Source organism: Aeromonas ichthyocola (assembly GCF_046087985.1).
Taxonomy (GTDB): Bacteria; Pseudomonadota; Gammaproteobacteria; order Enterobacterales; family Aeromonadaceae; genus Aeromonas; species Aeromonas rivipollensis.
In genome coordinates, this window is sequence record NZ_JBJSWH010000004.1 from 416,246 (window position 1) to 440,749 (window position 24,504).

General features: G+C 61.5%; 21 protein-coding genes, 1 tRNA gene and 2 pseudogenes. 15 read left to right on the plus strand and 9 right to left on the minus strand.

Annotated elements, in window-relative coordinates:
• The first annotated feature begins 15 nt into the window (after nt 1–15).
• The 7 genes from ispF to rpoS are packed head-to-tail and all read left to right on the plus strand — an operon-like array spanning nt 16 to nt 5,596.
• Nucleotides 16–492, plus strand: coding sequence for a 2-C-methyl-D-erythritol 2,4-cyclodiphosphate synthase (gene ispF / locus ACF2JD_RS14475; RefSeq protein WP_025328244.1), 477 nt, complete (start codon nt 16–18; stop codon nt 490–492).
• Nucleotides 492–1,550 carry a tRNA pseudouridine(13) synthase TruD gene (truD, locus tag ACF2JD_RS14480; RefSeq protein WP_440987703.1) on the plus strand — a complete coding sequence of 353 codons (1,059 nt, stop codon included), beginning with the start codon at nt 492–494 and terminating at the stop codon, nt 1,548–1,550. Before ispF ends, truD begins: the two co-directional genes overlap by 1 nt.
• On the plus strand, nt 1,531–2,292 hold the full coding sequence (gene surE / locus ACF2JD_RS14485; protein WP_139745771.1) for a 5'/3'-nucleotidase SurE: 762 nt from the start codon (nt 1,531–1,533) through the stop codon (nt 2,290–2,292). Before truD ends, surE begins: the two co-directional genes overlap by 20 nt.
• A 4-nt stretch (nt 2,293–2,296) precedes the next feature.
• Complete coding sequence (locus ACF2JD_RS14490) at nt 2,297–2,914, plus strand: protein-L-isoaspartate(D-aspartate) O-methyltransferase (RefSeq protein ID WP_005332743.1); 618 nt, start codon at nt 2,297–2,299, stop codon at nt 2,912–2,914.
• On the plus strand, nt 2,911–3,492 hold the full coding sequence (locus ACF2JD_RS14495) for a YqaA family protein (protein ID WP_025328241.1): 582 nt from the start codon (nt 2,911–2,913) through the stop codon (nt 3,490–3,492). Before ACF2JD_RS14490 ends, ACF2JD_RS14495 begins: the two co-directional genes overlap by 4 nt.
• A 9-nt stretch (nt 3,493–3,501) precedes the next feature.
• Nucleotides 3,502–4,566, plus strand: a complete 1,065-nt coding sequence (locus tag ACF2JD_RS14500; RefSeq protein WP_440987662.1) for a LysM peptidoglycan-binding domain-containing protein — start codon at nt 3,502–3,504, stop codon at nt 4,564–4,566.
• 46 nt (nt 4,567–4,612) lie between these two features.
• Entirely contained in the window at nt 4,613–5,596 is a 984-nt protein-coding gene (gene rpoS / locus ACF2JD_RS14505; protein WP_043131996.1) for an RNA polymerase sigma factor RpoS, read from the plus strand.
• 88 nt (nt 5,597–5,684) lie between these two features.
• Here rpoS and tsaD read toward each other — a convergent pair whose 3' ends face one another.
• A complete protein-coding gene (gene tsaD / locus ACF2JD_RS14510; RefSeq protein ID WP_394293916.1) occupies nt 5,685–6,698 on the minus strand; it encodes a tRNA (adenosine(37)-N6)-threonylcarbamoyltransferase complex transferase subunit TsaD in 1,014 nt (337 codons plus the stop codon).
• Between the two features lie 179 nt (nt 6,699–6,877).
• Here tsaD and rpsU point away from each other — a divergent pair, with 179 nt between their 5' ends.
• The 5 genes from rpsU to ACF2JD_RS14535 all read left to right on the plus strand — a co-directional run bounded on the left by rpsU (nt 6,878) and on the right by ACF2JD_RS14535 (nt 11,763).
• Nucleotides 6,878–7,093: a 30S ribosomal protein S21 gene (gene rpsU / locus ACF2JD_RS14515; protein ID WP_005309452.1), complete on the plus strand. Its 216-nt coding sequence runs from the start codon at nt 6,878–6,880 to the stop codon at nt 7,091–7,093.
• 15 nt (nt 7,094–7,108) lie between these two features.
• Nucleotides 7,109–7,552, plus strand: a complete 444-nt coding sequence (locus ACF2JD_RS14520) for a GatB/YqeY domain-containing protein (protein WP_106885839.1) — start codon at nt 7,109–7,111, stop codon at nt 7,550–7,552.
• 88 nt (nt 7,553–7,640) lie between these two features.
• Nucleotides 7,641–9,428, plus strand: coding sequence for a DNA primase (gene dnaG, locus ACF2JD_RS14525; protein WP_394293915.1), 1,788 nt, complete (start codon nt 7,641–7,643; stop codon nt 9,426–9,428).
• A gap of 183 nt (nt 9,429–9,611) precedes the next feature.
• The gene (gene rpoD, locus ACF2JD_RS14530) at nt 9,612–11,507 is read left to right on the plus strand and encodes an RNA polymerase sigma factor RpoD (protein WP_289976629.1); all 1,896 of its coding nucleotides are present in this window, start codon (nt 9,612–9,614) and stop codon (nt 11,505–11,507) included.
• A 179-nt stretch (nt 11,508–11,686) separates the two neighbouring features.
• Nucleotides 11,687–11,763 (plus strand) — tRNA-Ile (locus tag ACF2JD_RS14535).
• 48 nt (nt 11,764–11,811) lie between these two features.
• On the opposite strand, the gene ACF2JD_RS14540 is transcribed toward ACF2JD_RS14535, so the two are convergent.
• From ACF2JD_RS14540 to purH, 6 genes and pseudogenes are all read right to left on the minus strand, one after another.
• A complete protein-coding gene (locus tag ACF2JD_RS14540; RefSeq protein ID WP_440987663.1) occupies nt 11,812–12,282 on the minus strand; it encodes a tetratricopeptide repeat protein in 471 nt (156 codons plus the stop codon).
• A 176-nt stretch (nt 12,283–12,458) separates the two neighbouring features.
• Nucleotides 12,459–15,035, minus strand: coding sequence for an alpha amylase C-terminal domain-containing protein (locus tag ACF2JD_RS14545; protein WP_440987664.1), 2,577 nt, complete (start codon nt 15,033–15,035; stop codon nt 12,459–12,461).
• Between the two features lie 287 nt (nt 15,036–15,322).
• A complete protein-coding gene (locus ACF2JD_RS14550; protein WP_139745777.1) occupies nt 15,323–15,877 on the minus strand; it encodes a cytochrome b/b6 domain-containing protein in 555 nt (184 codons plus the stop codon).
• On the minus strand, nt 15,858–16,232 hold the full coding sequence (locus ACF2JD_RS14555; protein ID WP_025328232.1) for a cytochrome b562: 375 nt from the start codon (nt 16,230–16,232) through the stop codon (nt 15,858–15,860). The genes ACF2JD_RS14550 and ACF2JD_RS14555 overlap by 20 nt, the downstream gene beginning before the upstream one ends.
• Nucleotides 16,233–16,600: 368 nt before the next feature.
• Nucleotides 16,601–17,891, minus strand: a pseudogene (gene purD / locus ACF2JD_RS14560) (phosphoribosylamine--glycine ligase).
• 102 nt (nt 17,892–17,993) lie between these two features.
• Nucleotides 17,994–19,586, minus strand: coding sequence for a bifunctional phosphoribosylaminoimidazolecarboxamide formyltransferase/IMP cyclohydrolase (gene purH / locus ACF2JD_RS14565; protein WP_106885846.1), 1,593 nt, complete (start codon nt 19,584–19,586; stop codon nt 17,994–17,996).
• 428 nt (nt 19,587–20,014) lie between these two features.
• Here purH and zntR point away from each other — a divergent pair, with 428 nt between their 5' ends.
• Together zntR and ACF2JD_RS14575 are read left to right on the plus strand one after the other, a co-directional pair.
• Nucleotides 20,015–20,521: a Zn(2+)-responsive transcriptional regulator gene (zntR, locus tag ACF2JD_RS14570; protein WP_440987665.1), complete on the plus strand. Its 507-nt coding sequence runs from the start codon at nt 20,015–20,017 to the stop codon at nt 20,519–20,521.
• Nucleotides 20,522–20,810: 289 nt separating this feature from the next.
• A complete protein-coding gene (locus ACF2JD_RS14575; protein WP_440987704.1) occupies nt 20,811–21,074 on the plus strand; it encodes an alternative ribosome-rescue factor A in 264 nt (87 codons plus the stop codon).
• A 116-nt stretch (nt 21,075–21,190) separates the two neighbouring features.
• Here ACF2JD_RS14575 and hemW read toward each other — a convergent pair.
• Nucleotides 21,191–22,337: pseudogene (hemW, locus tag ACF2JD_RS14580) on the minus strand (radical SAM family heme chaperone HemW).
• Between the two features lie 162 nt (nt 22,338–22,499).
• Nucleotides 22,500–23,096, minus strand: coding sequence for an RdgB/HAM1 family non-canonical purine NTP pyrophosphatase (gene rdgB, locus ACF2JD_RS14585; RefSeq protein WP_025328225.1), 597 nt, complete (start codon nt 23,094–23,096; stop codon nt 22,500–22,502).
• Nucleotides 23,097–23,333: 237 nt separating this feature from the next.
• Between rdgB and ACF2JD_RS14590 the strand changes: the two genes are divergently transcribed.
• Nucleotides 23,334–24,500: a multidrug effflux MFS transporter gene (locus ACF2JD_RS14590; RefSeq protein WP_162519103.1), complete on the plus strand. Its 1,167-nt coding sequence runs from the start codon at nt 23,334–23,336 to the stop codon at nt 24,498–24,500.
• Nucleotides 24,501–24,504: the final 4 nt, after the last annotated feature.

The following is a 24,504-nucleotide window of genomic DNA, read 5'->3' on the forward strand; positions in this document are numbered from 1 at the left end:
GAGGGGGGATCAGGCATGATGCGAATTGGACATGGTTTTGACGTACACAAGTTTGGCGGGGTTGGCCCCTGCATGCTGGGTGGCGTCCCGGTACCCTATGAACAGGGCCTGCTGGCTCATTCCGATGGTGACGTCGTGCTGCATGCGGTGAGCGATGCCCTGCTGGGGGCCATAGGCGCCGGCGACATAGGTCGCCACTTCCCCGATACCGCAGCGCAATTCAAGGGGATCGACAGCCGCATCCTGCTGCGGGACGTCTTTGCCCGGGTACAGCAGGCGGGCTACGCCATCGGCAACCTGGATGTGACCATCATCGCCCAGGCCCCCAAGATGGCGCCCCATATCGCGGCCATGTGCGCCGTGCTGGCGGCCGATCTGCAATGTGATTTGAACCGGGTGAATGTCAAGGCGACCACCACAGAACAACTCGGGTTTACGGGGCGCAAGGAAGGGATCGCCACCGAAGCCGTCGTCTTACTGGTGAAACAATGATGCTGGAACAGCTGAGCTATCTGCACGGGGCGCCTGTCGCCCGCGGCATCCTCAAGGCCGAGGCCGCCGACTTCGTGGTGAATGAAGATCTCGGCTTCGAACCTTGCGGGGAAGGGGAGCACATCTTCGTGCGGGTGCGCAAAACCGGCGAGAACACCGCCTGGGTGGCGGGCCTGCTGGCCGATGCGGCCGGGGTCAATCGCAATGCGGTGACCTGGGCGGGCTTGAAGGATCGCCACGCGGTGACCGAGCAGTGGTTCGGCATTCATCTGCCGGGCAAGGGCGAACCGGATCTCTCTGTCATCCAGAGCGACAGCATCCAGATCCTGCAGGCCAAGCGCCACAACAAGAAGTTGCGGGTTGGTTACCTCAAGGGCAACCACTTCACCCTGCGCCTCACCGGTCTGGAGCAGGCAGGCGATCTGGAAGCCCGGCTGCAGGCCATCGCCGCTCAGGGCGTGCCCAACTACTACGGCGAGCAGCGTTTCGGCCGGGATGGCAACAACCTGGACGCGGCCAAAGCGATGTTTGCCGGCAAGCGGATCAAGGATCGCAACAAGCGCTCCCTCTATCTCTCCGCCGCCCGCAGCATGCTGTTCAACGCCATCGTCAGCGCCCGCATCGAGCAGGGGCTGGCACACCAGCTGCTGGCCGGTGACTGCGTGATGCTGAAGGGCAGCCACTCCATCTTCAGTGAAGAGGTGCTGACCCCGGAGCTGGAGGCGCGGCGCGCCTCCGGCGATGTGCAGCTCACCGCCCCCCAGTGGGGCCGTGGCCGACTGGCGAGCCAGGGTGCCGCCGCCGAGTTTGAACAGGCGGTGCTGGCCCCTTACGCCGAATGGTGTGACGGGCTGGAGAAGGCAGGGCTGGATCAGGACAGGCGTCCGCTGCTGCTCAAGCCGGAGCAGATGAGCTGGCAGCAGGATGGCGAGGTGCTGACCCTCTCCTTCTTCCTGCCGGCCGGTGCCTTTGCCACCAGCGTGGTGCGCGAGTTAATGCAGGCCGAAGAGGCCGATCACGGTTTCAGGAACCCAACCGATGCGAATTCTGGTCAGTAATGACGATGGAGTACATGCCGAGGGCATTCGTGCCCTCAGCGAGGCGCTGACTGCCTGCGGCGAAGTCATTGTGGTGGCGCCGGATCGCAACCGCAGCGGCGCGAGTCACTCCCTGACGCTGGAAGTGCCGCTGCGGGTTACGCGCCTTGGCGAAACCGGCTTTAATGGCAGCGAGAGCTATGCGGTGAAGGGCACCCCTACCGACTGCGTGCACCTGGCGGTCAACGAGCTGGTGCGCCCGGAGCCGGACATGGTGGTGGCCGGGATCAACCACGGTGCCAACCTGGGGGATGATGTCATCTACTCTGGCACGGTCGCTGCGGCCACCGAGGGGCGTCACCTCGGCTTCCCCTCCATCGCCATCTCCCTGGTAGGCAAGACCCACTTCGCCACGGCGGCCCACCATGCGGTCCTGCTGGTGAAGGGGCTGATGAAACATCCCCTGCCAGCCGATCAGATCCTCAACGTCAACGTGCCGGACCTGCCCCTCGAGCAGATCAAGGGGATCAGGGTGACCCGCCTTGGCAACCGCCATCCCGCCGAGTCGGTGATCCGCAGCGAGGATCCCCGTGGTCAACCCATCTACTGGATAGGGCCCCCCGGCAGCCAGCAGGATGCGGGAGACGGCACGGATTTCGCCGCCATCGAGCAGGGTTATGTCTCCATCACCCCGTTGACCATCGACATGACTGCCTATGACAGTCTGGCGAGTCTGGGTGCCTGGCTGGATCTGCAGGGATGACGTTGTGATAGTACAGCGCCTGTTGAATCAACTGATTGCCCAGGACATTCGTGATTTCCGCGTGCTCGCGGCGATTGCGAAAGTGCCGCGCCAGCTGTTTGTGGATGAAGCCATGGCCCACAAGGCCTGGGACAATACGGCCCTGCCCATCGGCCACGGTCAGACCATCTCCCAGCCCTATATAGTGGCGCGGATGACAGAGCTGCTGATCCAGAACGATCCGGCCCATGTGCTGGAGATCGGCACTGGATCCGGTTATCAGACCGCAGTGCTGGCCCATCTGGTGGAGCATGTCTACACGGTGGAGCGGATCAAGTCGCTGCAGTTCCAGGCCCGGCGCCGGCTGCGCCAGCTCGACCTGCACAATGTCTCGGCCAAGCACGGCAACGGCTGGCTGGGCTGGCCTAACAAGGGGCCGTTCGATGCCATTCTGGTGACGGCTGCGGCGAGCGAGGTACCCAAGGCCCTGACCGATCAGCTGGCCGAAGGCGGGCGTCTGGTGCTGCCGGTGGGGGATAGTCAGCAAACTTTGCAGCTGATCGAGCGATCCGGCTCCCAGCTGACCAGCCGGATCCTGGAGCCGGTGCGTTTTGTCCCCCTGATTGACGGAGATGTGGAGTGAAGCTGTTTTCCCGTTTGTATGTACTGGTGATGCAGTGGGCCCGCCACAAGCACGCCCCCTGGTATCTCTCCATCACCGCCTTTATCGAGTCGGTGTTCTGGCCGATCCCGGTGGACGTGATGCTGGCCCCCATGGCGCTCGCCAAGCCGCACAAGGCGTGGCACTACGCCGGGTTGGCAACCTTCTTCTCTGTGCTGGGGGCGCTGTTTGGTTATGCCCTGGGCTATGCCCTGTGGGAGCCCGTGGTCCAGCCGCTGGTGGTCTCTGTCGGCTATGAAGACAAGATTGCGCTGGCCGAGCAGTGGTTCACGCAGTGGGGGATCTGGGTGATTTTTATTGCCAGTTTCACGCCGATCCCCTACAAGGTGTTTACCGTCACGGCGGGCTTGCTTCATATGGCGCTACTGCCATTTATCGTGACCTCCCTCATCGGTCGTGGCATGCGCTTTTTCCTGGTCGCGGGCCTGATGCGGTGGGGGGGTGAGAAGATGGAGCGCAAGCTGATGCACTATGTGGATGTGCTCGGCTGGCTCTGTATTGGTTTGGCCATTGCGGCCTATTTCTGGTTTAGTCGTTAAGGATCCACTATGCGTTCGCGTGTTTGGCAAGGAAGCAGTGTCGTCGTGTTGTCATGGCTACTGCTTGCCTGCTCTTCCAGCAAGACTGCTGCCCCGGTACAGAGTCTGGGCAATGACCCCATTGCCTCGACCATCCCGACTCGTCAAAACATGGCCAATTCGGGCATGCAGGGTGGCAGTTACACAGTGGTGAAGGGGGATACCCTGTACTCCATCGCATTCCGTTCTGGCATGGATGTCGCATCCCTGGTCAGCCTCAACGGGATCAGCCCTCCCTACAACATCTATCCGGGCCAGCAGCTCAGGCTGGATGGCTCTTCCGGCGCTGTGGTCAGCACCGGCATGGCGATGAGCCGCCCTGTCACAAGCGGCAGCGGCACCTATGAGGTGCGTCGTGGGGATACCCTGAGCAGCATAGGTCGCCAGTTCAATGTCTCCAATCAGACTCTGGCACAGCGCAACAACCTGCAGGCACCCTATTCGCTCCATGTTGGCCAGGTGCTCAACGTGGGGGCGAGTGCGGCGGCAGGCGGCCAGATGGTGGCGGCGACCACTCCGTCGGTGACCAGCTCCGGACCCAAACCCATGGCGACGGCACCGGCAGGTACGACCACCCCGTTTATTGCTCAGAAAACGATTGCTCCTGTACCGTCAACAGCATACGCTCAGGCGAAAGAACAAAAAAACGTCAGTTCCCAGTCAACTCTCTCCTGGCATTGGCCAGCTAAGGGACGGATAGTCGAAGGCTTCTCCGTTGCGGAACAGGGCAACAAGGGCATCGACATCTCCGGCCAGAAGGGCCAGCCCGTTTACGCCGCCAGCGGCGGCAAAGTGGTCTACGCGGGCAGTGCACTCAGGGGTTACGGCAAGCTGATTATTCTCAAGCACAACGATGACTACCTCTCTGCCTACGCCCACAACGACGAGTTGAGGGTCAGGGAGGGAGACTCCGTCAAAGGCGGAGCCGTCATCGCCAACATGGGTAGCACGGATGCGCCGGATGTGCGCCTGCACTTTGAAATCCGGTACAAAGGCAAGTCAATCAACCCGATGGGCTATTTGCCAAAGCGTTAACCCAGAGAGCTAGGTCTTACTCTGGTTCAGGTCAGGGAGACATATCATGAGCCAAGAACAACTGGTAATGCAGGATGCAGAGTTAGAGTTCGACGAAGAGCTGGAGGCCCAGGAGGAAGAAGAGGTTCAGGAGGTTGCCGCCGAGGCTGAGGAGACCATCTCCGATGAGCTCATGGTGCCGGAACTGAACAAGGTGATGGACGCCACCCAGCTCTATCTGGGGGAGATCGGCTTCTCCCCCCTGCTCACCGCCGAAGAGGAAGTCTACTACGCCCGTCGTGCCCTGCGCGGTGACAAAGCCGCGCGCAAGCGCATGATCGAATCAAACCTGCGCCTGGTGGTCAAGATTGCCCGGCGCTACAACAACCGCGGCCTGGTGCTGCTGGATCTCATCGAAGAGGGGAACCTCGGTCTCATCCGGGCGGTCGAGAAGTTCGACCCCGAACGGGGTTTCCGTTTCTCCACCTATGCCACCTGGTGGATCCGCCAGACCATAGAGCGGGCCATCATGAACCAGACCCGCACTATCCGGCTGCCTATCCATGTGGTCAAGGAGCTGAACGTCTACCTGCGCACCGCGCGTGAACTCTCCCACCGCCTCGACCATGAACCCACCGCCGAAGACATAGCCTTCGCGCTGGATCGCTCGGTCGACGATGTGAACCGCATGCTCAAGCTCAACGAAAAGATCACCTCGGTGGATACCCCCATCGGCGGCGATCGCGACAAGGCACTGCTCGATGTTCTGTCCGATGAGCGCGGCATGGGGCCAGAGCTGGAGTCTCAGGAAGATGACATGCGCAGCAGCATAGTCCACTGGCTGGAAGAGCTGAATCCCAAGCAACGTGAGGTGCTGGCTCGCCGCTTCGGCCTGCTCGGTTACGAGCCGGCCACCCTGGAAGATGTAGGGGCCGAGATTGGTCTGACCCGGGAGCGGGTGCGCCAGATCCAGGTCGAAGGGTTGCGCCGCCTGCGGGAGATACTGCTGGGGCAGGGACTCTCCATTGAGGCCCTGTTTAGAACCAATTAATCGTTAACCAACGGACGGCTATTATGCCGACGACAGACACAACAAAGGGGCCAGAGGCCCCTTTTTCATTGCGAGAGGATCCTTGGGATCACACGGGATCCAGGGTATCCAGCGGCCAGCGCGGCACCGCCTTGACGACCAGCGGCTCGAACACACCCGCTTTCAGGCGCTGCATGCCGGCATAGGCGATCATGGCGCCGTTGTCGGTGCAATACTCGGTGCGCGGATAGAACACCTCGCCCTTGAGGTTTTCCATCAGCTCGGCCAGCTGGGCGCGCAGATGACGGTTGGCGCTGACGCCCCCAGCCACCACCAGACGCTTGAGGCCTGTCTCCTTCAAGGCGCGGCGGCACTTGATGGCCAGGGTATCGACCACAGCATCCTCAAACGCCCGGGCGATATCGGCACGAGTCTGCTCATCATCGCCGTTGGCGGTTATGGTGTTGGCGGCAAAGGTCTTGAGGCCGGAGAAGCTCATGTCGAGCCCGGGTCTGTCCGTCATGGGACGGGGGAAGGTGAAGCGTCCCGTGGTGCCTTTCTCGGCCAGACGGGAGAGCAGGGGGCCGCCCGGGTAGTCCAGTCCCATCAGCTTGGCGGTCTTGTCGAAGGCCTCGCCGGCGGCATCGTCGATGGATTCCCCCAGCAGTTGATAGCTGCCGATGCCGTCGACCCGCACCAGCATGGAGTGACCGCCGGAGACCAGCAGCGCCACGAAGGGGAATTCGGGGGCCCGCTCCTCCAGCATGGGAGCCAGCAGGTGACCCTCCATATGGTGTACCGCCACGGCGGGTTTACCCCAGGCCATGGCGAGGGAGCGGCCTATGGTCGCCCCCACCAGGATGGCGCCAACCAGACCCGGCCCCGCAGTGTAGGCGATGCCGTCGATGTCATCTTTACCCAGTCCCGCCTCTTGCAATGCGGCCTGGATCAAGGGGATCGTCTTGCGGACGTGATCCCGGCTGGCGAGCTCGGGGACGACGCCACCGTAGTCCGCATGCAGCTTGACCTGGCTGTATAACTGATGGGAAAGGATCCCTTTTTGATCGTCGAAGATCGCGATCCCGGTTTCGTCACAGGATGTCTCTATGCCCAATACACGCATTGCTAAAAAATTTCACTGCTAAAATGAGACGGCTATGGTAACCTTCGCGGGTTTTTTAAACCAGAGCGATCTCTGCGGGTTTACTTTCATTCCCTGTCCAGAGTATAATTTCGCACCATTTTAAGACATGCTGATCGACTGATGGTCAGCTAACAATATATCACTGAGGTGAAAGGCACATGCCAGTAATCAAAGTCCGTGAAAATGAGCCGTTTGACGTTGCTCTGCGTCGCTTCAAGCGTTCTTGCGAAAAGGCCGGTATCCTGTCTGAAGTTCGTAGCCGTGAGTTCTACGAGAAGCCGACTACCATCCGTAAGCGCGCCAAAGCGTCTGCCGTTAAGCGTCACGCCAAGAAGCTGTCCCGCGAAAACGCACGTCGTATCCGCCTGTACTAATCGGGGGATAATGCCGTGTCTCTGAAGGATCAACTCAAGGATCAACAAAAACTCGCCATGCTTGCCAGAGATAAGGCTCGCTTGGGGGCGATCCGTTTGTTGATGGCAGAAATCAAGCAGCGTGAAGTTGATACCCGTATCGAGCTCAATGATGAGGATATCCTCGCTGTCGTGACCAAGATGGTCAAACAGCGCCGCGATTCCATCAGCCAATTTGAAGCTGCCGGTCGTCAGGATCTTGCCGACAAAGAGTCCGCAGAGATCTTGGTGCTGCAGGAATTCCTGCCGCAACAGCTGACCGCAGACGAAATTGCTGCACTGATCGAGCAAGCCATCACTGAAAGTGGTGCTGCCGTCATGGCTGATATGGGCAAGGTCATGGCTGTCTTGAAGCCGAAGATTCAGGGGCGTGCCGATGTCGGCGCCGTCAGTGCTCAGGTGAAAACCCGCTTGGCGTAACAGGCATTTCTCTTGTTAGTCGAAAGAAGCCGTGCTTCCCTGTGAATGCGCGGCTTTTTTATTTTCCGAGTAATGAAACAGGACGGTTATGGCAGGCAGGATCCCACAATCCTTTATCGATGATCTGCTCGTACGCACCGATATCGTCGAGTTGATCGACTCGCGGGTGCGGCTGAAGAAGGCCGGCAAGAACTATCAGGCTTGCTGTCCTTTTCATAACGAAAAAAGCCCCTCTTTCACCGTCAGTCAGGAGAAGCAGTTCTACCACTGCTTCGGCTGTGGCGCCCACGGCAACGCCATCGGCTTTGTCATGGAGTACGACGGACTCGAATTCCCCGACGCCATCGAAGAGCTCGCCAGCATGCAAGGCATGCAGGTGCCTCGCGAGCAGAGCCTGGGCGGTTCTGGCAGTGCCCAACCCGCCGTCAGCAAGGATCTCTTTGAGCTGATGAACCAGATCGCCCGCTTCTACGAAAGCAACCTGAAGAGCGCTCCCCATGCGGTGGAGTACCTGAAGGGACGCGGCCTGACCGGGGAAGTAGTCAAGCGCTTCAACATCGGCTATGCCCCGGGTGACTGGGATCAGGTGAGGCGCCGTTTCGGGACCAGCCGGGATCACGAGCAGTTGCTTATCTCAGGCGGCATGCTGATCCCCCGCGACAGCGGCCCCGGCAGCTATGATCGCTTCCGCGATCGCATCATGTTCCCCATCCGTGACAAGCGGGGCCGGGTCATCGGCTTCGGTGGCCGGGTGCTGGGAGATGGCACGCCCAAGTACCTCAACTCCCCGGAAACCCCCATCTTCCACAAGGGGCGTGAACTGTTCGGCCTCTACGAGGTGAAGCAGGCGCACAAGGATCCTCGCCGGATCCTGGTGGTGGAGGGTTATATGGACGTGGTGGCGCTCGGTCAGTACGACATCGACTATGCGGTGGCTGCGCTGGGTACGGCCACCACCAGCGACCATATCCACACCCTGTTCCGCACCACGGCCGAGGTGGTCTGCTGCTACGATGGCGACAACGCCGGCCGTGAAGCAGCATGGCGGGCGCTGGACAACGCACTCTCCCATCTGCAGGACGGGCGCGAACTCAAATTCGTGTTTCTGCCAGATGGCGAGGATCCCGATTCTCTGGTGCGCCAGATCGGCAAGGAGGGGTTTGAGGCCTTGCTGGACGAGGCTCAGCCCTTCGCCGATTTCATGTTCGAACGTCTCGGGCGTGATGCCGCCCTTTCTGGTGAGGCGGGCAAGTTTGAAGTGGCCAACAAGGCCGCCGAACTGATCCGTCGCGTGCCGGAGGGCTTTACTCGCGAGGGATTGATCACCCGGCTCTCCAGCATGATGCGTTGGGGGGAGAACAAGCAGCGGATCGCCGAGCTGTTTGCCCGCAATAGCCAGCCCAAGGGCGAAGTCAGCAAGCCCAAGGCCGCCAAACTGACCCCCATTCGCCGTGCACTGGCTTTGATGGTGCAATATCCGGCGGTGACGGCTGAACTGCCGGCCATGCCGGAACTGGCCGGGCTGCGGGTGCAGGGCATCAAATTCCTGTTGCAGCTGCATCAGCAGATCCTGACTCAGCCAGGGATCACCACCGGCATCTTGCTGGAGCACTGGCGCGGCACCAAGGAGGGGGAGATCCTGGCTCAGCTGGCCATGCACGACCTGTTTGAAGAGATCAAACTCGACCAGGAGCCGGATATTCTGGGAGAATTGCAGGATACCTTCGTCGGTTTCATCAACCAGTTTCTGAAGCAACGAATCGAAGAATTGCAGGCCAAGGTGGCCCAGGAAGGGCTAAGCTCTGAGGAAACACAGGAGCTGATGATGCTGATCAGAGAGGTACAGATTGAGAAAAGAAATGAGAGCGGGGCTTGATATTTGAGTGATTAGTCCCAATATGAATACCGTTGCCCGAATCGACGGGATTAAAAGCAAACATTTTATAACCGCCTGGCCCCGACAATACTGCGGGCAGGGGTTTCTCATGACCGACGCCGCAACCAGACATAGCATGTCTGGCGGTTTTCTATTAGAATTGGCTATTTGCGCAGCAGCGCACTGTACGCGCAACCTAGCAACACCAACCGGATGAGTTCTATGGAGCAAACCCCGCAGTCTCAGCTTAAACTCCTCGTTGCCAAAGGTAAAGAACAGGGCTACCTGACCTATGCCGAGGTGAACGATCACCTCCCGCAAGACATTGTCGACTCTGACCAGATCGAAGACATCATCCAGATGATCAACGATATGGGTATCCAGGTAGTGGAAAACGCCCCGGACGCCGATGATCTGATCATGGCCGAAGGTGGTACTGCCGATGAGGACGCTGCCGAAGCAGCGGCCCAGGCTCTGGCATCTGTTGAATCTGAGATTGGTCGCACGACCGATCCCGTCCGCATGTACATGCGGGAAATGGGTACCGTTGAACTGCTGACCCGTGAAGGCGAAATCGACATCGCCAAACGGATCGAGGACGGTATCAACCAGGTACAAAGCTCCGTTGCCGAGTACCCTGAAGCCATCACTTACCTGCTCGAACAGTACGACAAGTACGAAGCCGAACAACTGCGTCTTTCCGACATCATCTCCGGCTTTATCGATCCGAACGAAGCGGACGACGTGGCGCCGACCGCCACTCACATCGGCTCCGAACTCAGTGAAGACGATCTCGCTGACGAAGACGAAGATGAAGACGAGGATGAAGACGAAGACGGCGACAGCTCCGACGACGATGGAGACGGTGGTCCGGATCCGGAAGTCGCCCGCGAGAAGTTCGGTGAACTGCGTGCCCAGTACGAAGTTACCCGTCTCTCCATCCAGAAGAATGGTCGCGCCCACGACGACACCCAGGCTGCCATCGCCCAGCTGGCCGATGTGTTCCGTCAATTCCGCCTGATGCCCAAGCAGTTCGATCGCCTGGTCAACAACATGCGGGAGATGATGGAGCGGGTTCGCGTGCAGGAACGCATCATCATGAAGCTCTGCGTTGAGCAGGCCAAAATGCCGAAGAAGACCTTCGTCGCGGCCTTCACCAACAACGAGTGCGAGACTGCCTGGTTTGAATACCAGAAGCAGGCTGGCAAGGCCTGGTCTCCCCGTCTGCTCGAGATGGACGAAGAAGTGCTGCGTTCCATCGGCAAACTACAGCAGATCGAAGAAGAGACCGGTCTGTCCATCGCCCAGATCAAGGACATCAACCGTCGCATGAGCATTGGTGAGGCCAAGGCTCGCCGTGCGAAGAAAGAGATGGTTGAGGCCAACTTGCGTCTGGTTATCTCCATCGCCAAGAAGTACACCAACCGTGGTCTGCAGTTCCTGGATCTGATCCAGGAGGGCAACATAGGTCTGATGAAGGCGGTGGACAAGTTTGAATACCGTCGTGGCTACAAGTTCTCGACCTATGCCACCTGGTGGATCCGTCAGGCCATTACCCGCTCCATCGCGGATCAGGCCCGTACCATCCGTATCCCGGTGCACATGATCGAGACCATCAACAAGCTCAACCGTATCTCCCGCCAGATGCTGCAGGAGATGGGTCGTGAACCGAACCCGGAAGAGCTGGCCATGCGCATGGGCATGCCGGAAGACAAGATCCGCAAGGTACTGAAAATCGCCAAGGAGCCCATCTCCATGGAGACGCCCATAGGTGATGATGAAGATTCCCACTTGGGCGACTTCATCGAAGATACCACCCTGGCCCTGCCGGCGGATGCGGCGACCAGCGAGAGCCTGCGCAACGCTACCCGCGAAGTGCTGGCCGGTCTGACTGCCCGCGAAGCCAAGGTGCTGCGGATGCGTTTCGGGATCGACATGAACACTGACCACACCCTCGAGGAAGTGGGCAAGCAGTTCGACGTCACCCGTGAGCGTATTCGTCAGATCGAAGCCAAGGCACTGCGCAAACTGCGCCACCCGAGCCGCTCGGAAGTGCTGCGCAGCTTCCTGGACGAATAGTCCTGAGGCACTGCCTGAGCCCTGTCTCAAAAGCCCCGCCATGCGGGGCTTTGTTTTATCCGGAAGCCTGGGTGCAAAAGATTAGCGGAATAGTGGACAAAAACTCGCCAAGTGGTTGATCTGCCTATGGACGGCTCATCTCACATCCCCTATAATCCACGCCGCAAAACCAAGATTCTGGCCCCTTAGCTCAGTTGGTTAGAGCAGTCGACTCATAATCGATTGGTCGCCCGTTCAAGTCGGGCAGGGGCCACCACATTCAGACAAAGCCGCTCATCATGAGCGGCTTTGTCGTTTCTGGCGTTTACCAGCGCCTGTCGAGATCCTCGGCGTAGAGTGCCATGGCGCGCCTGTAGGGGACGAGGGCAGGATCTGCAGTCGTCTCGGCCAGCACCGCCAGCAGCGTCTCCATCCCCTCCTTGTGGTGCCCCAGGTTGTAGCAGACCATGGCACGGAACACCCTGAACTCGGTGGAGTCCGGAAAGCGAGCCAACCCCTGGTCGAAAGCGGCAAGGGCCTCTGCATATTGCCCGGTGCAGCGAAAAGAGCTGCCAAGGCCGAGCCAGGCGCCGCGCAAGGAGGCCTCGCTCAGTCCCAGCGCTATGGCCTTCTGGTAGAGGGGAATGGCCTGGGCCTCGCGCCCCTGCATGTCGTGCAGGCTGGCCACTTCATAATGCAGTTCGGCGTGTTGCGGGTGCTCGATGAGTTGCAGCAGGCCGTGCTGGCGGGCTTCTTCGATCCGTCCCTCGGCCTTGAGGGTTTCCAATAGTTTCATATGCGCTCCTGCATGGGGATGTGGAGGCAGTATGCCTGCCCGTCGGCGAACTGGGAGCGGGGGGCTGGCAGAGGGGAGGCGTGATGGCGCCATCGGGCCCATGAAAAGGCCTCCTGCCCTGTGGGAAGGAGGCCATGGGATGCCCGAAGGTCACAAGGGCGTCACGCCCCTGGGGCTTACTGGGCGCTCAGGCTGTAGGCCAGGGTCTGGTCGTTGAAGCGCACCATATAGGCACCGACCACTGCGGTGGTGATGTCGGCTCCGGCCAGCTCGGCCACGCCGTCCTTGTTGGTGTCGCCGTAGTTCTGGGTCCAGTCACCCTTGACGTCGAACTTGAAGCGCTGGCCGCCGCTGGCATCACCGGCCCCGGTGAAGGTGACGCCGGCCTGCCATTGGTGATCCCCCACCAGCATCATGGGGGTGGTGCCCCAGCCATTGGTGGTGCCACGGATGTTCAGGCTGGCGAGGTTCTTGGCATAGCCGACGCTGACCGGGGTCAGGCTGTATTGCAGGGTCTGGTCGTTGAAGCGCACCCGGTACTGGCCGCTGACCGGGGTCAGTATGTCGGCACCCCCCTGTTCGGCCACGCCATCCTTGTTGGTGTCGCCATAGTTCTGGGTCCAGTCTCCCTTGACGTCGAACTTGAAGCGCTGGTTGGCCTGGCCGTTGAAGGTGGCCAAGGCCTCCCATTGGTTGTCGGCAACCAGCGTCATGGCGAGCGAGCCCCAGGCATTGGGGGTGCCACGCAGGTGCAGGGTCGGCAGCACGCTGTTGTAGGCGCCGTTGCTGTCGGTGACAGTCACAGTTGCGCTGGCACTGGCGGTCAGCCCCTCGGCATCGGTGACTGTCAGGGTGACAATATGGGTGCCCGGGGTATCGAACTGGACTGTCTCAGTGGGGGCGCTGCCGCCGGTAGACCAGCTGTAGCTCGCCACCCCCTCATCGTCGGTGGAGGCGGAGCCATCGAACACCACGCTCTCCCCCGTCTTGACGCTGAGGACCTTGGGTGAGAGGGCGGCGACCGGTGCCTGGTTGCTGGTGAGATGGGTGACCGTATAGCGCAGATCGCCTTCGCTCAGGGTGATGCGGTAGCTGCCCGCCCCGCTGACCAGGATATCCTTGCTGCTGCCCTTGTCGGCGATGCCGTCCCCTTCGTTGTCGCCGTAGTTCTCGGTCCAGTTGCCGAAGACGTCGAACTTGAAGCGCTGGGCGCCGGTGGCGTCACCGCTGCCGGTCAGGGTCAGGGTGGCGGACCAGACGCGGTTGGTATCGACTGTCATGGGGGTGTTGCCCCAGGCGTTGTGGGTGCCGCGCAGGTTCATGCTGCTGAACTTGTTGCCCGGCAGGGCGGTGCCGCCGCAGGGGCTGGCCTTGGTGCAGCCGGCGATGATGGCGGCGGCCTTCATGGCCGGCACGTTCAGGCTGGCCTTGCCGCTGCCGTCGACGGTGACATAGCCCCCGCTGCAGTAGTCATTGCCACCCAGGAGGTTGCAGTACTCGCCCGCCGGCAGGCCGGTCTGCACTGAGGCCACCAGGCTGCCGCTCTCGTTGTTGATGGCGACGAAGCCCTTGTCTCCCCGACCGAAGGCTATCTGGTTGCTGCCGTTGTCCCACCAGTGGCTGACAGCTTGCCCCTCGGTTCTGTTGTGGAACAGGGCCATGTTCATGATGGTCGGGCGACGCTGCTCGCAGTTCCACTGGCCGTCTGTGCAGGGCGTGCTGCCCGGCGCCCCCTTGTCTGTTTCATAGGTGCCCATGTTCTCGAAGCGGTAGCCCGACATCACCTGCTTCCAGCCATAGGGCCAGGCCATCATGAAGGTGTTGGCCAGCTCGTAGCGGGCACCGCTCATGAAGGTGAGCATGCCGCCGCCCCCGTGGCCGCGCTCGCGGTCGTGGTTGACCACGAAGACGAACGCCTTGTTGGAGGGGAGCAGGCCCCAGCTCTCGCCGAGGGTCTTGAGGTTCTTGATCTGGCCGTTGAAGTTGGCGGCCAGATCCGTGCCGTATTTGAAGTCGGTGACTGTGTCTATGTAGGTGTAGCGACCCGGCTGGATGTCTGCCGACTCTCCCCCGGCACCTATCACTTCCAGATAGGCTTTGGGGCTGCCCGCCTTGTCGAGTATGGCCTTCACCTCGCCGGGGGCCATGTGCTTGGCCGCATCGATGCGAAAGCCCGCCACGCCCCAACCCAGCAGGGTCTTCATGTAGCTGGCTATCTGATCCTGCACGTAGGGAGAGCCGGTATTGAGATCCGGCATGCCGTAGAGGGCGCCGTTCCAGACGTTGTTGCTGTCGCCGTAGTTGGTGATGTCACCGCTGTGGTGGAAGTCGTTGTAGCCGAACTGGGGATACTGATATTGCCCCGAGTTGTAGCTGCCGCCGCCGGTGGCTGTCCCGGTGCCCGAGGCCAGCTGGTTGAAGACGGCGTCGGCATAGACCTTGACCCCGGCCGCATTGCAGCGGGTGATCATGCTCCTGAGCTCTGCCTCGCTGCCGCCGAAGCTGTTGAAGTTCTTGAAGCTGACGGGCTGGTAGACGGTCCACCAGACCTGGCTCCCCTGCTTGTGTTCGGCGGGTGGAGTGATCTGGACGCCCCCGAACCCCTTGGGACCGAGCACTGTCTCGCACTCGTTGGCGATGTCGTTGAACTTCCATTGGAACAGGTGGACCATGACCCCTTCGGCGGCGGCTGTGTGGCTGAATGAGCCCAGCACCGCGGCGAGCATGGCGGTTCGAAACACTGTGTTGTGCATGACGATTTTCCCTTCGATCTTGTTATTGACGTGTCACTGTCATCATGTCGAACGGACCACAAACAACCTCGTTCGGCTCTGTAGCATTGATGAAATCGAGGAGATTGAAAATCGTACAGCCGGGATTAGTTAAGAAGTGTGAATGAAAATGCTTTCATGGTGACCGGGCAAAAGAGGGGGGCATCGCGCCGTTGAGGGGGGTAAAGCCGATGCTGCCGCCTGGAAGAGGTGGCCTTGCGCTTGGACACGCGGGGAAAGTAAGACGGGCACCGAGGTGCCCGTCTGCTTTAGGAATGGGGTTCCTGCTGACGCTCTGGCACCCGGCGCCGGCGGCGGGGCAGCATCCGGGTCACCAGGTTGCTGCGCTGACGCCAGGAGGTGTAGACGATGGCGCACAGGTGCAGGGCTATCATGGCCTGCAGTGCCCAGGTACACCAGACATGCCAGTCGTCCGCTCCCAGCTCGAAGCCGGTCTCGGTATTCTGGAACCAGCCGCTGCCGGCGGTCGCCAGCACCAGCAGCCAGAGTGCCCAGACCGCCAGCTTGCCGCTGCCGTGATGGCCGGGCGCCGCGGGGGCGCGCTCGCGCAGCGCCACCGCCTGCTGGCGGAAATCGTCCCGGCTCGGGATGAGGGCGCTCAGGCGGGCATGGCCCCGTGCCAGGGTGAGCCCCCACAGCAGGCGCAACCCGATCAGGGCCATTGCGCCATAGCCCAGCCATTCATGCCACTCCTCTCCCGCCTCATTGAGCCAGAGGTTGCCGATGCAGACAGCTGCCACACCCCAGTGGGTGAGGCGGACCAGACCATCCCAGTGGAAGGGATCAGCCTTTCTGCTTGGCATATTGGTGGTACTCCTTCTTCAGGTCGTTGACCTTGGCCAGATGGGCCTGGGCCTTCTCCTGATCACCGGCCTGCAGGGCCGCCAGGCTGGCATCCAGCTCGCTCTGCACCTTGTTCATGCCCTCGAGGAACTTCTCCTTCTTGGCAGCCGGCATGTTTCTCTCCTTGGCCACATCGAGCTGGGCCTTCATCTCCTTGATGTGTTTCTCCATGGTGGCCGCATCATCTGCCTTGACGGCCTGCTTGTAGTTGAAGCCGATCTTCTTCATCGGCTGCTCCAGATCGCCGGCCATGGCGGGCAGGGTCATCAGGCCAAACATCAGGGGCAGCAGCAGGGGACGCACAGTTTTCAACATGGGATTTCCTTATGAGACGACGATATTGCAGGTTCTTATGGCACTCATTTGAGTGCGGTATCATACAGCATGATGCCATGAAAGCGGGGCAATTGTATGGGGAAAGTGCGACCAATTGTGACGAAATGTGTGCATTGTGCTGTACATATGTAGTCAGAAGGGGGTGAGCCGGGGGCGGAAAATTGGCGACAACCCGGGGTCATTCGCCCGAGGCGGAGAGCGGTGCCAAGGGGATGGATGCCGCCTTGCCACCACCACATCGGGCTTAGGGGGAAGTCTGGGCCTGACTGGGCGGTTATCCGCGCCCCCGATGGCCTGGGCAGCAAAAAGGGCCCGCAGGCCCTTGTGTTCGATGGGGGAGGCAGCCTTTACTTGGCCTGCTCGCGCTCGATGGCGCGCCAGCCGATGTCCTTGCGATAGAAGACACCGTCCCACTGGATGCGACCCGCCAGCTGGTAGGCGCGTTGCTGCGCCTCGGCGACGGTGTGGCCCAGCGCGGTGGCGCAGAGTACGCGGCCACCGGCGGTGACTATGGTGTCTCCCGCCAGCTGGGAGCCGGCATGGAATACCTTCTCGCCGCTCGCCTCTTCCACCGGCAGGCCGCTGATGGGCTTGCCCTGCTGGGTAGTCACCGGGGTAACCGCCCGCCGCCAGCACCACGCCGATAGCGACGCGGGGATCATAGATGGCTTCGACCTGATCCAGCTTGCCGGCACAGGCGGCCAGACAGAGCTCCACCAGATCGGAGCGCATCCGCAGCATGATGGGCTGGGTCTCGGGGTCGCCGAAGCGGCAGTTGAACTCGATCACCTTGGGGTTGCCCTGGGGGTCTATCATCAGGCCGGCGTAGAGGAAGCCGGTGTAGACGTTGCCCTCGGCCGCCATGCCGCGCACCGTCGGCATGATCACCTGCTCCATCACGCGTTGATGCACCGCATCTGTCACCACGGGCGCCGGGGAGTAAGCCCCCATGCCGCCGGTGTTGAGGCCGGTGTCGCCGTCGCCGACCCGCTTGTGATCCTGACTGGTGGCCATGGGCAATACGTGCTCGCCGTCCACCATGACGATGAAGCTCGCCTCTTCCCCGTCCAGGAACTCTTCGATCACCACACGGGCGCCGGCGTCGCCGAAGGCATTGCCGGAGAGCATGTCACGCACCGCCGCTTCAGCCTCTTCGAGGGTCATGGCGACGATGACACCTTTGCCGGCGGCCAGACCGTCAGCCTTGATGACGATGGGGGCACCCTTCTCGCGCAGGTAGGCCAGCGCCGGCTCCACCTCGGTGAAGTTCTGGTAGTCGGCAGTGGGGATGGCGTGGCGCGCCAGGAAGTCCTTGGCGAAGGCCTTGGAGCCCTCCAGCTGGGCGGCGGCGGCGGTCGGGCCGAAGATGGCGAGCCCTTCGGCACGGAAGGCATCCACCACCCCTTTCACCAGGGGCGCTTCCGGCCCGACTATGGTGAGACCGATCTGCTGGGCCTTGGCGAAGGCCAGCAGGGCCTGGATGTCGGTCGCCTCTATGGCGACGTTCTCTATGCTGCCCTCGTGGGCGGTGCCGGCATTGCCGGGAGCGACGAACACCCGGGTCACCATGGGGGATTGCTTGGCCTTCCAGGCCAGGGCGTGCTCACGGCCGCCGTTGCCAATGATCAGTACTTTCATCGTATCGCTCGCTTCTATTTGTGATAACCGCCTGGGGCAGCGGTTGAAAATAGTCAGTTGAAAAGAGACAACAAAAGGGCCGCCAGTGGCGGCCCTGACTCATCAGTGACGGAAATGGCGCATGTTGGTGAACACCATGCACATGCCGTGCTCGTTGGCGGCCTCGATCACCTCGTTGTCGCGCATGGAGCCACCTGGCTGGATGACGCAGGAGATGCCCGCGGCGGCGGCGGCATCTATGCCGTCACGGAACGGGAAGAAGGCGTCTGAGGCCATGACGGAGCCCGCCACTGTCAGCCCTTCATCCTCGGCCTTGATGCCGGCTATCTTGGCGGAGTAGACCCGGCTCATCTGGCCGGCACCCACGCCTATGGTCTGGCCGTCTTTGGCGTAGACGATGGCGTTGGACTTGACGAACTTGGCGACCTTCCAGCAGAACAGCAGGTCCTTGAGTTCGGCCTCGGTCGGCTGACGCTGGCTGACCACTGTCAGATCCCCCAGGGTGACCATGCCGTGATCCCGCTCCTGCACCAGCAGGCCGCCGTTGACACGCTTGAGGTCAAAGCCCTGGGCCGGGGCAGTCCACTGGCCGCACTCGAGCAGACGTACGTTCTGCTTGGCGGCCACCGCCTCGCGGGCCGCCTGGCTGATGCTGGGGGCTATGATCACCTCGACGAACTGACGGGCGACTATGGCCGCCGCAGTGGCGCCATCCAGCTCGCGGTTGAAGGCGATGATGCCGCCAAAGGCGGAGGTGGGGTCGGTCTGGTAGGCGCGATCATAGGCACCCAGCAGATCCTCACCTATGGCGACGCCACAGGGGTTGGCGTGCTTGACGATGACGCAGGCCGGCTCGGCGAACTCCTTCACGCACTCCAGCGCCGCGTCTGTGTCGGCGATGTTGTTGTAGGAGAGCGCCTTGCCCTGCAGCTGGATGGCGCTTGCCACCGAGCCAGGTGCGGCCTGCTCCTCGGCGTAGAAGGCGGCAGCCTGGTGGCTGTTCTCGCCGTAGCGCATGTCCTGCTTCTTGATGAACTGGGCGTTGAAGGTGCGCGGGAAGCGGGACTCCTCATCGCCTTCCTTGTTGTCACCGTAGGAGGGGACCAGGGTGCCGAAGTAGTTGGCTATCATGCCGTCGTAGGCGGCGGTGTGCTCGAAGGCCGCGATGGCGAGATCGAAGCGGGTGGCCAGGGTCAGGCTGTTGCCGTTGCCATCCATCTCGGCGATCACCCGGCCGTAATCGGCAGCCTTGACGACTATGGTGACGTCCTTGTGGTTCTTGGCGGCGGAGCGGACCATGGTCGGGCCGCCGATGTCGATGTTCTCGACGGCGTCTTCCAGGGTGCAACCGGGCTTGGCCACGGTGGCGGCGAAGGGATAGAGGTTGACGACGACCATGTCGATGGGGGAGATAGCGTGCTGGGCCATGATGGCGTCATCCCGATCGCGGCGGCCGAGGATGCCACCGTGCACCTTGGGATGCAGGGTCTTGACCCGGCCATCCATCATCTCGGGGAAGCCGGTGTAGTCGGAGACCTCGGTCACCGGCAGGCCCGCATCGGCCAGCAGCTTGGCGGTACCGCCGGTGGAGAGCAGGGCCACGCCACGCTCGTTGAGTGCCTTGGCAAATTCCAGGATGCCAGTCTTGTCAGACACACTCAGCAGCGCACGGCGAATGGGTCGAGCTTGTTCCATCACACTATCGTCCTCAGCATAACGGGGACCGTTCCATGGGAGGCGAGGCTCAACACAGAGAGTCCCCAAATAAATGGAAGTGGGGGATTTCGCAAACCACTCTCGCCAAAAAGACCTGCTGTTGGCAAACGCGTTTTAGGAAATGCCCGCTTGACGCGACGCTCTCTTGTGGGCGCGTATTCTACACAAAAAATGTGAGCTGTGGTGGATTTTTTAAAGAGACAAAGCCTTGTGTGGTGCGGTGTTAAACGTTTTCTGGTGATTTTTTGTGAAACGTTTGTCTTTTCAGTGTTTTGATGGGAAAAAGGGCCGGGAAGAGATGTTTGGCTGCCCCTTTTATGCCCTTGGCTGGCAATCCATGGGCAAAGGGGCGATAGTGGATTCCGGTTTTTGTTGCGGCATATATCCAAGTTTGGCGGGAGAGGGACATGTATCGGATCGGGGAACTGGCCAAGGCGTGCGGGGTGAAGGCGGACACCCTGCGCTTTTACGAGAAGAACGGACTCATCTCGCCGGGGATCCGCAACGAGTCGGGTTATCGCCTCTATGGGGAGCAGGACAGGCGGCGGCTGGAGTTCATCATCCGCGCCAAGTCGGTGGGCTTCTCCCTGGCGGACATAGGTGAGCTGCTCGCCCTCGACACCAACAAGGCCAAAGTCACCTGTCAGGAGGTGAAGGCGGTGGCCGACACCAAGCTTGAACAGGTGGAGCAGAAGATTATCGAGCTGACTCGCTTTCGGGAGAACCTGAAGGCGCTCTCCGACATCTGCTGCGGCGGCCCTCGCTCGGCGGAGCACTGCGCCATCCTGGAGACCCTGGAGTCCGGCACCTCTTCCCGTCACGAGCATCACGACCACGACCAGCATGACCCGTCTCTGTTCACGGCTGACATCGCGGGGGTACGATCTCGCCTGGCTGGACGCGTGACCGGCTAATGCGCCCTGATGGCAGCGCGATTGCTGCTGATGGGCGCAACAGCTACGATCGCGCGCCTTTGGCCCTACGGCGACAAACCTGTGGTGCTGGCACATCCGGTTGCAGGCAGGGGGCGCTGACGCAGGTGCACAGCTGTGGCTGGCGAAAACCGCCATCCTGGATGGTGGCGAGGTGGTGAGGCAGGGCCTGCAGGCCGCGCTGGTTAACGGCTGCCTGTGTATCCGGTGCTGCGGCATTCCGGCGGGGCTCCCTGAACAGCATCCGCCCGAGCGAAAACCGCCATCATGAATCAACACACCAAGAAAAGAAGAGGAGCCATCATGGCCAAAATTCCAACCCGCCCTCCCCCGTGAGGAGCATGCGCAAGGGGGCAACTATGCCCATCAGCGCGGCGAGATAAAGGATAACCATCTGCACGCCCTGCTCTGTGATCCGCTGTTTCGCAGCCGGGTCGAGCGCAACAAGAAGGGCAAGGGGAGTTACCAGCGCAAGGCCAAATTCGGCAAGCGGTGGGAGCCCGGCCAACAGCAGATGATCAGCGTCTGCTGCTGAGCGGGTTTCTACCGACCATAAACAATCAGGGCGCCAATGGCGCCCTGATTGTTTTGACAGAAGAAGCACGTCTGGCAACGCCAGACCTCAACGTGAGGATTGCGCCTCAACAGGGCTCACTCATCCATAAACAGTTCGAGCAAGCACGTTGAGATAGCGATGGCCGAGGGCGGTGAGCTGCCAGCTATCCCCCAGATCTTCGATAAGCTCCTTGCTCTGGGCGATGGCGAGTACCGTCTCCACCCGCTCCAGCTCCAGACCGGTATAGGCCTCGAACTCCGCCTTGGGGGCCGGTTCGAACAGCCGGAAGCGGTTCATAAAGTACTCGAGCGGCAGATCATCTGCCGTCACCTGCCACTGCTCGTCCAGATAGGGGCGGGCAGGGTCCAGATAACCCTTGGGGTGCTTCACCTTGGCGGTGCGCAGGATCTGCTGGTTCGCGAGATCCGTCACCTTGCCGTGGGCACCGCAGCCTATGCCCAGATAGTCGCCAAAGCGCCAGTAGTTGAGGTTGTGGCGGCACTGATAGCCCGCCTTGGCGTAGGCCGAGATCTCGTACTGCTGATAACCCTGGGCGGTGAGCATGGCGTGACCCTGCTCATAGATGTCCCACAGGGTGTCATCCTCCGGCAGCTTGGGCGGCTTGGAGGCGAACGCCGTGTTCGGCTCTATGGTGAGCTGATACCAGGAGAGATGCGGCGGCGCGCAGTCCATGGCCTGCTGCAGATCATAGAGGGCGTCCTCCAGGCTCTGATCCGGCAGGCCGTGCATCAGATCCAGGTTGAAGGTGGGCAACTTGATGGCATGGGCCAGTTCGGCGGCCTTGCGTGCCTCCTCCGGGCCGTGGATGCGGCCGAGGCGGGTCAGCTTCTCCTGCTGGAAGCTCTGCACCCCGATGGAGATGCGGTTGATGCCGGCGCGCTGGAAGCCGGCGAACTTGTCCGCCTCAACCGTGCCCGGGTTGGCCTCCATGGTGATCTCGCAATCCGGGGTCAGGGCGATGCGGGCACGCACCCCGTCCAGCAGCGCCTGCATGGCTTCCACGGAGAGCAGACTCGGCGTACCACCGCCGATAAAGATGGAGGAGAGCGGGCGCCCCTGGGCCCAGTGCAGATCCTGGCTCAGATCCTCCAGCAGGGCGGCCACGTACTCGAGGTGGGGCAGCTCCCCCTTCTGGGCGTGGGAGTTGAAGTCGCAGTAGGGGCACTTCTGGACGCACCAGGGCACATGGATATAGAGGGAGAGGGGCGGCAGTTGCAGCATGGGGTTTCCAATAATCAAAAATCAAAACGGGGGCCTGGCTGGATCCTCATGGTCAATGAGGGCCTGCGCTCGTTGAGCCGGGAGGCCATAAGCAACACGGGGGCCGACGGCCCCCATTGTAGATGAAATGCGTGCCGGCGTATCCCGGAGCCCGGTCGGGTCTCAGTGCGCCGCGGCCAATGCGGCCTTGAGCTTGGCCAGGGCCTGGCCACGGTGACTGAGCTGGTTTTTGAGCTCAGCCGGCATCTGGGCCGAGGTGCAGTCGTGATCCGGCACGAAGAACACGGGATCATAGCCAAAGCCGTGCTGACCACGGGGCTCGTCGATGATCATCCCCTCCCAGCTCGCCTGGCAGATGATGGGGGTGGGATCGTCGGCGTGGCGCATATAGACCAGCACGCACCAGAAGCGGGCGCTCTTGAGGTAGTCGGGGGCACCTTGCAGCTCGGCCAGCAGCTTGTCGATGTTCTCCTTGTCGCTGGCACCGGCACCGGCAAAGCGGGCGGAGTAGACGCCGGGGCGACCGTGCAGCAGGTCCACTTCGAGGCCTGAGTCATCAGCGACGGCGGGCAGGCCTGTGATGCGGGCGGCGTGGCGTGCCTTGATGATGGCATTCTCGACGAAGGTGGTGCCGGTCTCGTCGGCATCGGAGACCGCAAACTCGCTCTGTGGGATCACCTGGATCTTCATATCGGCCAGCATGGCGGCCAATTCCTTCACCTTTTTCTGGTTCCCTGTTGCCAGGACAAGCTTGTTCATCGCACACCTCCGCAAAAAATAATCTGCGCATTCTATGCGGGGCAGGGGTTTAGTAAAAGCGCCAATTGCCTGCAATCCGGCACCGGATGAGGGCTGCCTTGGTCTTGCTGAGAGGCAGATAAAATACATCTTTCCTCATAGGAATAACCAAAGTGATTAAATACCATTTCAATTCATTACTCTGAGTCAGTAGACTCGCGCACCAATCGATTTTCCCCCTAGGGCTTGAGGTGACTGATGCCATTGATTCTTCTGCTTGTACTCCTGGTGCTGTTCAGCCCGCTGGCCATCGACATCTATCTGCCCGCCATCCCGCAGATGGCCGAGCAGCTGGGGGCCGAGGTGACCCTGATGCAGGGCACCATCACCTGGTTCCTGTTCAGCATGGGATTGGGTCAGCTGCTGGTAGGGCCGCTCGCCGACCGCTACGGCCGCAAGCCTATCGCCCTTGGCGGCGTGCTGCTCTACGGGCTGAGCGCCCTGGCCGCCGGCTTTGCCGCCAGCCTGGGCGAGCTGATGCTGGCGCGGGTGCTGCAAGGCTTCGGTGCCTGTGCCACCTCGGTCGCCGCCTTCTCGGTGGTGCGTGACAGCTATGGCCCCAAAAAGAGCGGTCAGATGATCTCCTACCTGAACGGCGCCATCTGCTTCATCCCCGCCCTGGCCCCCCTGCTCGGTGGCTGGCTCACCGCCAAGGCGGGCTGGTCGGCCAACTTCTGGTTTATGGCCGGGTACGCCGTTGTGGTCGGCAGCTGGCTGCTGTGGCGCATGCCGGAGACTCGCCCGGAGGAGACCAGCAGCAGCGGCCCGCTCATCAGCTGGTCCCGCTACAGCCCTGTGCTGCGCTCCCCGAGCTTCCTGTTCAACGCGGCGCTCTGCATGCTGGCGATGGCGGTGATCCTGGCCTATGTCACGGCGGCGCCGGTACAGCTGATGGTGAAGCTGGGTCTGGACATGAACGGCTTCAGCTACTGGTTCACCGCCAATGCGGCGCTCAACATCCTCGCCTGCTTCCTGGCGCCGCGCTTCATCGCAAGAGTGGGACCGCGACGCACCCTGCGTATCGGCCTGCTGGTGCTGCTGCTGTCGGCCATCCTGCTGACGCTGACCATGCACCTGGCTCATCCGCTGGCGATGATGGGGCCCGTGTTCCTCTCCAGCATCGGCTTCGCCATGATACTGGGTGCCGCAGCCGGCATGGCGCTGGCCCCCTTCGGCCACTGCGCCGGCACCGCCGCCGCCCTGCTTGGCCTGTTCCAGATGAGCGGCTCCGGCGCCCTGGTGGGGATCACCGGATGGCTGATGCCGGATCCCCTGAGCCAGTTGGCACTGCACATGTGGCTGCTGCTGCCCCCCTTGCTGATGCTGATGACGCGGCAGGGTCGTCGCCTCTGCCTGCAGCCTTGATGCG